The organism is Syntrophomonas sp. UBA1041 (genome assembly GCF_002316705.1).
Taxonomy (GTDB): domain Bacteria; phylum Bacillota; class Syntrophomonadia; order Syntrophomonadales; family Syntrophomonadaceae; genus DTU019.
The window spans coordinates 1-10,759 of record NZ_DCEA01000012.1; the positions used below are offsets into that span (position 1 = coordinate 1).

Genomic DNA, 10,759 nt, shown 5'->3' on the forward strand with positions numbered 1-10,759 from the left:
ACGTCTGGCGCAAAGAGGGGATGCCGAACAGATGCTGTATCAGCACCATTTTCACCAGAACCACCGGGTCTGTTCCGTTTCTGCCGTCATGGCAATAGTAAGGACTTAGGCGTTCATACAGCCATTCGTAATCCACGACCCGCTCTATTTTCCGCAATAAATGGTCTGCCGGCACCAGTACGTCTAAATCTACCAGCACCACATCGCGCCGTCCGTCTTTCTTCCAGTTCTCCACTTCACAGCCCCCCTATTCTTGCCTCTATTATCCAAAAAAGTCGCCATATGGCGACTTTTTTGACAGTCTGAGGCAGGGTTTAAGCCCTGCTTGACATCATTTTCTCTCTTTTTCCTCTTCGGTTACTTCCTCCGGTATCTCGGAGCAGAGTCCGACGCATTCATTACAGATTGCTTCATGGGTACCCGCAATGATGCGTTCCACCTCCTGCTGGCTCTTGCCGCAGAAGCTGCAATGAACATCCTCGCCGTGCTCTTCATACCGGGCGTCATCGTATTTTTTAATGTGCTCGATCTGCCGCTTTAAAGGTCTTATATTTTGCAGAAGCGACCATACGCAATCGTAATGTACCACACAGTTTTGGTCAAAGTATTCCGCTTCCAGCCAAGGAAATTTCTCCAGCCGCATCTTGTAGCGGCTTGACATCGTTGAGAATCCGACCTTTTTAATGGTACGCTGAAAAAGAATAAATTTCAGCAGCAGCGCATCCCGAAGTGTTTCGTCTTCCATCAGTGTCTCGTAGCTTTCAATTCTGCCTTGAGCCGCACATTTTTGAATGGAGGATAGCTGCTCCGTGAGCTGTTTATAGAGAAACAGATGATAATCCAGTTTGCTGTCAAGCAATAATAATTCCTTGTCCATTATATGTCCCCTTTATCGATAAACATGGTTTTTATGGATTTATTTTACCACTAAATTGACTGTGAAGAAAGGAGTTTCCCATGCAATCCCAAGTCTACATCTTATTCGCTGCGGCCGCCGTGATGTTTCTCATCATCGGCGGCCTTTCTCTTTTGGCCCACTAGTATACTCTCAACGGAATCAAATCCCGCACGGTGGGCGACGGCCAGCATGGCACGGCACGGTTTTCCACCAAGCAGGAAATCAAAAGCATCTACAAGCACATTCCCTTTCAGCCGGAGCTGTGGCGGCAGGGGGGAAACCTCCCAACAGTTTCAGAGCAGAGTATCATCCTTGGCAGCACAGGAGCGAAGAACAAGGTCACGGCGCTGGCGGACACCGACGACGTCCACTGCCTCAAGATTGGCGCGTCCGGCGTGGGCAAGATGGCATTTTTTCTGTACCCCAATCTGGAATACGCCTGCGCCAGCGGCGAGAACTATGGGCAAAATCAAGTTTTCAATGATGCCGCCGAGGGGCTTCTGTCCTCCATCATTCTGCTGATTGCGGAATATCTGCCGCCCGACCACAAGGCTCGCTGGTTTGCGGGAGCCGCCCCCAACCCCGCAGAGCAAGCCATGGCATCGGTGCTCTCCACGGTACTGTCCCGCCTGAATGCCTTTCTTGACTCCGAAATGGAGCAGATTCTCTGCTTTGAGACAGCCATTGATGCAGAGAAATTCTGCAATGAAAAATTCGCGCTGTTTGCGGTCCTGCCCGAAGAAGATTTGACCAAATATTTTATGGTGTCGCTTATGATTCAGCAGCTCTACCGGGAAATCCTTGCAGTGGCGGATGAAAACGGCGGCAAGCTAAAAAACCGTGTCATGTTTTACTGTGACTGACGACAAGCAGACGCAGGAGGAAAATATCGTCCGCAAGCACACGCCTGCCTAATGATAGATGAGGAAACCGGCGAAATCCTTGAACCGCCCACCGGTACCGGCGCACTCCACACACCTGTGGTGGAGCCGCCCGCAGAGCCGCTAAAGCGGCGCAGCCATGTCAGAACTTCATGAACTATTTTAACCACATTTATTCTGCCTCGCCCGATGATCTGCCCCATCGGGCGAGGGCTGTTTATCTTTATTTCCGCGACCGTGCCGGAACCGGCGCGGATTGCTGGCCTGCGGTCAAGACCATTGCCGCCGACTTGCAGCTCTCCCGCAGCACCGTCAAGCGTGCCTTGCATGATCTGATGAAGGTAGGGATGATTGAAAAGGAGTCCCGATATCGGGAGAACGGCAGCAATATCAGCAACCGGCTGATTCTAAAAAAATAGCCGAATCGCGGCAATGCAAAAAAGACGGATTTCCCACCAAGGGAGATTTCCGTCTTTGGGCAGAACCCAGATGCGGTTCATGATGTACCCACCAGAACCTCTCACTCTAAGAATATTTATGACAGAGAAAGAAGAAGTGTATCTTTAGATGTTTATTTGTAGTAGATGTAAAACTGTTTATGGTAATTCTATTTTTGTAGCTCAGCAATATACAAAGAGTGGTAAGAGTTAGATTGCAGTCGGCATTGAGTAAAACGAATCAACCAATTGCGAAATAGCAAGGGCTAGAACTCCGAGCCACTTTAGGAGCCGTTCGGAGTGAATGCTGTGTAGATCCACAGAATAAAAAGAGGCAGACTGAGCTTTTCTCTTTTTTGTCCTGTTTGTTTTGCAGTTCACTGGATAAAGGTTATAAAAATGGGCTTTTATCCTGCTGTGTTTTACGGCATTTATCTTTTCGGGCATAACTTGTTTTTGTGCTATGACAGCATGGTTATCAACTATCAAGTGCCTGCTCATGTTAATAGAGAGGGCAGGCGCTTTCCGTTTTTACAAAAGCCGAGGAGGTCTTACCCCACCCGCACATACACCGATGCCTGAAACACGCCGTCCTTTTCCACAAACTGTGCATTGCCGCCGTATTTTTTTGCCACAGCCATCACAGACGCAAGGCCAATACCCTCACCATCCCGTTTGGATGACAGAAATGCTCCGTCATTCTGACGCAGATGTCCGTCAAAGCTGTTGTCCACCGCAAGGGTGAGAACCCCATGCTCCAGTTGGCTTCCCATACGGACAAACCGGTTGCCCCCGGTCATACGGGCGCAGGCTTCGGCAGCGTTTTCCATCAGGTTGCCGACAATGACGCACAAATCGCTTTCCAGCGCGGCGGGCAGTTCCGGAGGCACGGTCAGCCGCACCGAAACCTCCGCCCCGGCTTGCCTTGCCATATCTGCATAATGAGAGGCCACGGCATTCACCGCATAGTTTTCGCACAGGGCAGGCTCTTTTCTGGAGGGGAGCTTCTCCGTCAGGGCTTGCAGATAGCGTCCCAGCTTCTCCCGGTCATTCTGCGCATAAAGCTCCCGCAGCACCGTCATCTGGTGGCGCAGATCATGCCGCTGGGCTTTTACCAGAGCGTCGTTCTCCGCAATTTTCTGAAACTGCATCCGCTGGAGTGCAAGCTGGCGGTTCACCGCTTCCATCTGGTATTCCAGCCGTTTTTTCTCTGCAGCGGTTTGCAGGGAGCTACGCATATAGTACCCGCTGACAATCCCTAGCGACAGCACAAAGCCCAGCACGCCGAGCTGGAAGAGCAGCGTTAGTACCGGGATAAAGTGCAGCCAGTAGTTGAGCAGCTCCAGCACCGTAAAAACAGCGAGAAGGATAATGCCGGGAGCAAACCGCCCCGCCGCAGGATTATGATTGCGCAGCCGCTCCCACAGCAGGCAGGCGGCAAATATTACAAAGCCCAGCGGAGCGATGAGGTGAAACCAGTACAGGGTTTTGGTGAAATCCATTCGGCCGGAAAGCTGCAAGGCAAGCGCGGCGGTGACGGAAAAATAATGCGCCCACAGCATCCACTGCATGGGGCGTTTATTCCTCGGCTGAACCACCAAGAGGCCGAAACGCAGCAGCGGAATGGTAACCAAAAACAGGCCGAGGTACGCCATAGCGTACAGCAGCGCCGGGTACGGAAACAGCAGCACCGTCAAATCGCATTCGCCAAGACCCCACACCCCTGCCGAAAGGGAAAACAATCCCAGCCACAAAAAGGATGTGCCGGAGGGAATTTTCCACACAAACCCAAGCGAAACCGCGACCATGACAAGGCCGAGAAAGATCAGCACCAGCGAAAAAATAAAGGAAAAGCCGTCCTGTGCGAACTGCCGCTCCATCAATGCATGACCGGTTCCCACGTAGAGTGCCGGGAGGGAAAGCGTATCCCGCTGCGTGAGGGACTGATAAGTTATCCGCAGAGAAACCTCGCCACCCCCGGGCGGCAGCGCAACTAGCAGCAATGCGGTGGGCGGGTCGTTCAAAAAGCCCGGATAGCTCCCCGCCTGTCCGTATTCCAGCACCGGCTCTCCGTTCAGAAGCACCTCCATCGGTGCAAACACTGATTTCACCAGCAGGGTTTCTCCCGGCTGGGCGGTTAGCTTTGCGGTGAGCGTGACGGTGGTACGGGGTGCAAGCCCTTCCAGCTTGCTTGGCAGTTCAAGTGTTCCCGAAGCACCTGTGTCTGTTTCATATTCCACCTGCGTGATGGTTTGCACCACGCCCGTCTCGGAGGCATTCAGCCGATACCCCGCCGTTTGGATGCCTATCAGGCACAGCGCCGACATCAGCAGAATGACCGGCAGGGCGGCAAGCCATTTACTGTGTTTTTTCATAGCCCGCCCCCTCTTGCCGCCGCGAACAGCCTGCTTTCGTAGGCTTTCACCGCCTTGCTGAGGGACGGGCGGCGGATGTATACCGTATCCCCATTCTGCATGAGGAGGATTCGCAGCTCCTGATCCAACTCCTTCACATAACGAAGATTGGCAATGTAGCTGTGATGGCAGCGGAGAAAGCTGTCCGGCAGCTGAGATTCAATATCATTTAGTTTGACCGTCTGGCTGGTGCGCAGAACCCCCGTCAGCGTGTTCACCAGAACGGCGTGGTTCTTCTGTTCAAAATACAAAATGCTGTCCAGCGGAATCACCTTGTAGGTTCCCTCTATGAGCAGTTTCACGGAGGGTGCGTTCCTCCGTTTGTTTAACGCCTGCTCCAGCACCTCCCGCACATCGGCGGGGCGCACCGGCTTTTCCAGATACGCATAGGCTTTCAGCCGGTAGCTCTCCAGCGTGTGCTCGGTGCTGGTGGTGGTGAAGGCCAGCGTCACGGCGGTATCCGTCTCTCGGATTTTCGCGGCGATGTCAATGCCCTGCTGTATTTCTCCCATATAGATATCCAGAAAAACGAGGTCATACCGCCCGGCAGAAAAGCTCTCCAGCAACGCTTCCCCGGAGGAAAAGGCGTTGCATTCGGCGGGAATCCCGCTGTCTGTGATACAGCGAATCAGCCATTGCGCATCCTCCAGATTATCCTCGTAAACGGTAATGTCAAGTGGTGTTTCCAAAGCATCCCCTCCCTTCGATTATTTGCTTGCTTCATTTTACCATAGGGTACAAAAAGCTACAAGCACAGTTGTGTAAAATTGTCAAGTGCTAATTTCGTTGGAGAGGCACGCTGTTCCGGCACTGGTTCTGGTGCAAAAAATTCCTTATAATTTTAATGTAGGGGCTTGACAGCCCCATCATGATGTGATAGCGCCATTGAATTTAATGCGGCCTTTTGTTTGACCGCCTGCACTCAACCAGAAAAAAAGGGAGGAAAAAACCATGACGCAGGAGGTGCGCCAATATTTCAAAAGCCACCCGGCAGACAGCCCGTGGCTTGCCGAACGAACCGGCACCCAGCTTGCACGAAGCGGACTTCGGGATATGGACACCCTGTGCACGATGCTGGAACAGGAACCGGAAAAGGTAGAGCAAATCCGCAATATCGGACCGAAAAGCCTGCTTGTCATTCAGCGCATTTGCGCGGCCTACCGCAGCGAAAGGGGTGATGCAACATGAGGGGGTGGTTCCTTGGCAGATTCTTGGTAAAAAAGCGATGCAAGCAAGTGATTTTTTTAGTTAATAAAATAAAATTCGGAGGTATATGATATGGAAAATGTGCAAGCAATTATGTTAGGTGTCAAATCAGAGGATGTAAAAACAAGCATTGCAGTAGCTGAATCGGGCAAACGGGTGGATAATCAATTTCTTTGTAAGAAAGATGATGAAGTGATTGTTGGACGTTTGCATACTGGTGATGAAAATAAGAAAACACAGTACAAGTATGGAAAGCTATCAATTATGAATGACAATAGCACATATGAAGTTATCCTTTCGGATTACAAATGGAGTGACTCTATGAAAGAATCTAATAGTTCTTTCCATTGTCCTCCGTCTTGTATCATAGTAGGCAGGGAACATTCCGGCGACGAAAACGGACTGACAAGATATGCATATAAAGAGGTAGGTATCCGCAAGAAAGCGACTCGAACGGAACCGGCAGGACCGTATATACCTGTATATCAATCAGAATCGATGACTTACAATCAGCAAGTAGTGACAATTGACAATTGAGAGCAGCGGTATATGGGCGGAATCTCCAATTGCATATGGGGATATTCCTGCACAAATGTGTTATCTTCCTATGTATGCAAGAGAGCATACACATGATGAAAATGGTGAAACACGTACCTTTTTTGCACTTTTTGCACCTGCCAGCCATGAGGGGTTTAAAGGATATTTCAAACTCAATATGTCAGAGATAACAATAACTATCGATGGATTTAGAGGTTATAGATTTAAGGGTACGGTCGATAACATGCCTCCGGATGGCTATGTTGACACGGGCTATTTAACAACCAATGATTTGACAAAGTTATGTAATGAAACTACAAACTTCATGCTAAACAGCCAATCTAAAGAGCACACCATAGTTGCCTTTTTTACAGAAGCACAAGGATATGATATCGGAAGTTTTACAAATTCAAGCAAAAAAGGTGAAGGCGTTTACTTCGGCAAGGGAAAGTGGGAAGTGTTGTAAAACATTAATTTTGATAAGTCGACAGTCGTTGCAATGATAAAAGTGTTGAATGAAACAATTACCGCTTTTTAAGAGGAATTACGGTCAGTATTAGGCGTAGAGAAATTAAAAGTTAGAAATGGCGGCGAAGATAAAATTCATCAATTGATTTGGATAAAGCTATGCATTTCTATCAATAAATTATGATTGGAGGATTATAAGTATGGCTCACCACAAACAACCCCAGCGCATACTGGCAATGGCAATGTCCATTGTTATGATGCTGGGCATGACGCCGATTACAGCGTTTGCAGAAACACCGCCCATCGGCACAAGCGGCGAGATTATCGCCTTTGAAGCATTATCAGAAGAAACAGCAAACAGAGAGGTTCCGCTGGGTACTTCTCCGGAGGATTTGAAGTTGCCAGACACATTAAACGCAACGGTGCGGGTGGCCACACCGACAGATGCGGAAAAACCGGAACAGGATTCCGGCGAATTACAGTTTGAGGAAAAGGGCATCTCAGTTCCGCTGACATGGGCATCCGACCCGGACTATGACAGTGATACGGCGGGCACATACACCTTTACCGCCAAAGTGACGGATGACAGCTACACGGTCAGCGCGGCTTTGCCCGCCATCACCGTGACGGTACAGGAAGAAGCACCTCCGACAGGTGGCGAAATCACCGCCTTTGATCCGCTGGACGAGGATATTGCGGAGCAAAGCCATCCCATAGGTACGCCCCTTTCGGCGCTAGTCTTGCCGAAAACCCTTGACGCCACGGTAAGCGGGGCTGCGGTATCTGTTCCGGTGCGGTGGGAGTCCGATCCGGAGTATGGCGGCGAAACAGTGGGCACATACATCTTTACCGCTCAAGTTGAGGATTACATTTTGGCGCAGGGCGTGGAACTGCCTGTGATTACGGTTGAGACTTGGGCGAATATGATTGCGGCCAGGATGGAGAATAGCACCAGGCTTGAGGTTGACTACTCGTCACCATATACAACACTTAGCGAGGCCATAACAGCAGCGCTTGACAACAGTGATCTTGACTCTGTGACCGAAATCGTCATTACTGGCTCAAATAGTATAACTTTTGCCGACTGCCGTTATATTGTTGAGAATGCAACAGTCGGTCAAACTTGGGATGTTTCAGGTATCACATTTCAAAATAATACGATTGGATATTCCGCGTTTAGTTACTATGATGATTCTAAAAGTGGCCCTACCCACGATTCATTTTCGAGAATTATTCTGCCCAACACCCTGCGCACAATAGAGTCGTTCGCTTTTGACAGCTGTAATCAGCTCACAAACATCGTTATTCCCAATTCGGTGGTAAGTATCGGCCATTTCGCTTTTATCGACTGTATTCAGTTCACAAACATCGTTATTCCCGATTCGGTAGAGACCATCGGTCAACAGGCATTTTTGGGTTGTACGAGTCTTGAAACAATCGTCATCGGTAGTTCGGTGCATACAATCGGTAACAGCGCGTTTCGAGACTGCTCCAGCCTGACATCGATCACTCTGCCCAGCATCACCACGATCGAAGCACCTGTGTTTGATGGTTGTACGGCTCTTAGCAACATCACTCTGAATGTGGTGAGCGATACAACTCTGACAGACGTCGATAAACTGAACGGTGTTACGTTGCCAAACGAACTAACCTTTTCCAATATTACCGTGCAGAGCGGCCAAACGCTGACGCTTGACTGTGATTTCACGATTGCGGCGGGTAAAAGCATTGTAAACGATGGCACACTGGTCTTAACCCCCGGCAGCACCTTGACCATCAACGGCACGTTTACCAACAACGGCACACTGGTCTTAACCCTCGGCAGCACCTTGACCATCAACGGCAAGTTTATCAACAACGGCACGTTTAAAAAGGCGGACGGCCCGGCAGCACCTGCGGTCAGCGGCAGCTATACTGGAAATGGAAGCACATTTACCTATACGGTGAATGCCATTGCTGGTGCGGAGTATTCCAAGGACAATACCAACTGGCAGGACAGCAACATCTTCACAGGATTTACAACGGTATCACCCACCACCACCTTCTATGCTAGGGTGAAGGAAACCGATACGCGCAAAGCCGGTGCGGCAGGCGAGACGGGCGAGGTCAACTTTGTCAAACTGAATGTATCCGCAGCCCCCGCTCTTGCCTATACCATAAGCGGTGCTTTCCCGAAAACCGTCACCATTACGCCAGTCAGTGGAGCGGAGTACAAATTCGGTGACGACGATTGGAGCGACAGCAATGTCTATATTTCAAGCGAGGCAGAAAACATCGCGCTTTCGATTCGTTTAAAAGCAACTGCAACTCATAACGCTTCAGACGAGTCCAGTGTGGGGGTCAATACAGCGAATCAGGAGCAATCGGCACCTTTGGCATTTACGCTTGCCTACGAAAGTGCGAACGACACAAGCTACAACGTGACCATTCCAACCTCGGCCGGCGCTGAGTACAGCTTTGATGGTAGCACGTGGAGTAGCAGCAACGTGAAAACAGGCTGCCTGCCCGGTGACCTCATCACCGGCTATAAGCGGCTGGCGGCAAAGGAGGGCTTTAACGCAAGCCCTGTTACCGGCGACAGCATCACCCTGCCGCTGTTTCAGGTGAAAACGCCTACAATCACGCCAAATGGCGGTACCTTTAGCGGCAGCCAAAGCGTCACCCTATCCTGCGCCACGGCAGATGCGGAAATCCGATACACTACGGATGGCACGATCCCCACGGCAGGAAGCATTCTCTATACCGGTGCGATCAACCTGACCGCAACCACAACGGTGAAAGCAATTGCAGTGAAATCGAGCATGGCGGACAGCACCATCCTAAGTGTAACCTTTACTAGATATAATGGCGGTGGCGGCGGTTCCTCCTCCGGCGGAAGTTCCAGCAGTACAACTACACCAGCCACAACCACACCCGGAAAGACCCCGAACCAGCCGGCAACGGCGGCGGCTCCTGTTACGGCGACCGCAGGCCAGAACAGCTCGGCAAGTGCGTCTATTCCAGAGAAATCCGTAACCGATGCCATTGCTAAAGCACAGGCTGATGCAAAGGCGCAGGGCAAAACCGCAAACGGCACCACCGTTGCGCTGAACGTCACCATGCCCAAGGGTGCAACTTCCCTGACGGCGAATCTGACCCGCAATTCCCTGAATAGCCTTGTCAGCGCAGGGGTAACCAGCCTTGAGCTGAACGGCTCCCCTGTGACGGTATCCTTTGATACCAAGGCGCTGGCGGAAATCCAGAAGCAGAGCAGCGGCAATATCAGCATCACCATCGTACCTAATGCCAGCCTTTCCGCTTCAGCCAAGGCTATGATTGGCACACGCCCGGTCTATGACCTGACAGTAAGCTATACCAAGGACGGCAAGAACGCAACGGTTAGCAGCTTCGGCGGCGGTACGGCTACGGTTTCCGTGCCTTACACTCCCGCCAAGGGCGAAGCAATCGGCGGCCTGTATGCGGTCTATGTGGACGAAAAGGGCAACGCCACCCGCATCGCAGGCTCCGCCTACGATGTGAACAGCAAGAGTGTAATCTTCACAACCACCCACTTCTCTCTGTACGGCATCGGCTACACCGCGCCGTCAGCGAAATTTGCGGATATTACAACCCATTGGGCAAAGGAATCCATTGATTATGCGGTCGGCAGAGGGCTGCTCTCCGGCACAGCGGAAACCATCTTTGCCCCCGACACCGCCATGACCCGTGGAATGCTGGTAACAGCCCTGGGCAGACTGGCAAATGTGGATACCAAGGTATACACCACAAACAGCTTCACCGATGTGAAAGCGGACAGTGCCTTCCGCCCCTACATTGAATGGGCGTACAAAAAAGGCGTCGTGCAGGGAACCGGAAACGGCAAGTTTGAACCCGACCGTGCCGTCACCCGTGAGGAAATCGCGGTGATCTTCTCCAATT

At 51.0% G+C, this 10,759-nt stretch carries 9 protein-coding genes and 1 pseudogene; 6 read left to right on the forward strand and 4 right to left on the reverse strand.

Features of this window, described 5'->3' with window-relative positions; all coding sequences use genetic code 11:
- A partial coding sequence (locus B2633_RS02315; RefSeq protein ID WP_483168920.1) for a transposase occupies positions 1–235 on the reverse strand: 235 nt, incomplete at its 3' end.
- Positions 236–331: 96 nt separating this feature from the next.
- The gene (locus B2633_RS02320) at positions 332–877 is read right to left on the reverse strand and encodes a ClpX C4-type zinc finger protein (RefSeq protein ID WP_483168921.1); all 546 of its coding nucleotides are present in this window, start codon (positions 875–877) and stop codon (positions 332–334) included.
- A gap of 80 nt (positions 878–957) precedes the next feature.
- Between B2633_RS02320 and B2633_RS02325 the strand changes: the two are divergent.
- Together B2633_RS02325 and B2633_RS02330 are read left to right on the forward strand one after the other, a co-directional pair.
- Positions 958–1,758, forward strand: a pseudogene (locus B2633_RS02325) (type IV secretory system conjugative DNA transfer family protein); the annotation flags it as partial.
- Positions 1,759–1,931: 173 nt separating this feature from the next.
- Entirely contained in the window at positions 1,932–2,198 is a 267-nt protein-coding gene (locus B2633_RS02330; protein WP_483168922.1) for a helix-turn-helix domain-containing protein, read from the forward strand.
- 569 nt (positions 2,199–2,767) lie between these two features.
- On the opposite strand, the gene B2633_RS02335 is transcribed toward B2633_RS02330, so the two are convergent.
- Positions 2,768–4,591, reverse strand: coding sequence for a GHKL domain-containing protein (locus tag B2633_RS02335; protein WP_483168924.1), 1,824 nt, complete (start codon positions 4,589–4,591; stop codon positions 2,768–2,770).
- Positions 4,588–5,319 (reverse strand): LytTR family transcriptional regulator DNA-binding domain-containing protein, encoded by a 732-nt coding sequence (locus B2633_RS02340; protein WP_483168925.1) that lies wholly within the window; start codon positions 5,317–5,319, stop codon positions 4,588–4,590. The genes B2633_RS02335 and B2633_RS02340 overlap by 4 nt, the downstream gene beginning before the upstream one ends.
- Positions 5,320–5,581: 262 nt before the next feature.
- On the opposite strand from B2633_RS02340, the gene B2633_RS02345 reads away from it, so the two are divergent.
- The 4 genes from B2633_RS02345 to B2633_RS02360 all read left to right on the forward strand — a co-directional run.
- Positions 5,582–5,818: a hypothetical protein gene (locus tag B2633_RS02345; RefSeq protein ID WP_483168926.1), complete on the forward strand. Its 237-nt coding sequence runs from the start codon at positions 5,582–5,584 to the stop codon at positions 5,816–5,818.
- A gap of 90 nt (positions 5,819–5,908) precedes the next feature.
- On the forward strand, positions 5,909–6,373 hold the full coding sequence (locus B2633_RS02350; protein WP_483168927.1) for a hypothetical protein: 465 nt from the start codon (positions 5,909–5,911) through the stop codon (positions 6,371–6,373).
- Positions 6,363–6,839 (forward strand): hypothetical protein, encoded by a 477-nt coding sequence (locus B2633_RS02355; protein ID WP_483168928.1) that lies wholly within the window; start codon positions 6,363–6,365, stop codon positions 6,837–6,839. Before B2633_RS02350 ends, B2633_RS02355 begins: the two co-directional genes overlap by 11 nt.
- A gap of 202 nt (positions 6,840–7,041) precedes the next feature.
- On the forward strand, positions 7,042–10,759 hold a 3,718-nt coding region (locus B2633_RS02360; protein WP_483168929.1), incomplete at its 3' end, for a leucine-rich repeat protein.

Excerpts from the sequence above, each read along its gene's own strand:
- B2633_RS02345 (WP_483168926.1), top strand. The coding sequence starts at position 5,582 with ATGACGCAGGAGGTGCGCCAATATTTCAAAAGCCACCCGGCAGACAGC.
- B2633_RS02350 (WP_483168927.1), top strand. The coding sequence starts at position 5,909 with ATGGAAAATGTGCAAGCAATTATGTTAGGTGTCAAATCAGAGGATGTA.
- B2633_RS02320 (WP_483168921.1), bottom strand. The coding sequence starts at position 877 with ATGGACAAGGAATTATTATTGCTTGACAGCAAACTGGATTATCATCTG.
- B2633_RS02330 (WP_483168922.1), top strand. The coding sequence starts at position 1,932 with ATGAACTATTTTAACCACATTTATTCTGCCTCGCCCGATGATCTGCCC.
- B2633_RS02335 (WP_483168924.1), bottom strand. The coding sequence starts at position 4,591 with ATGAAAAAACACAGTAAATGGCTTGCCGCCCTGCCGGTCATTCTGCTG.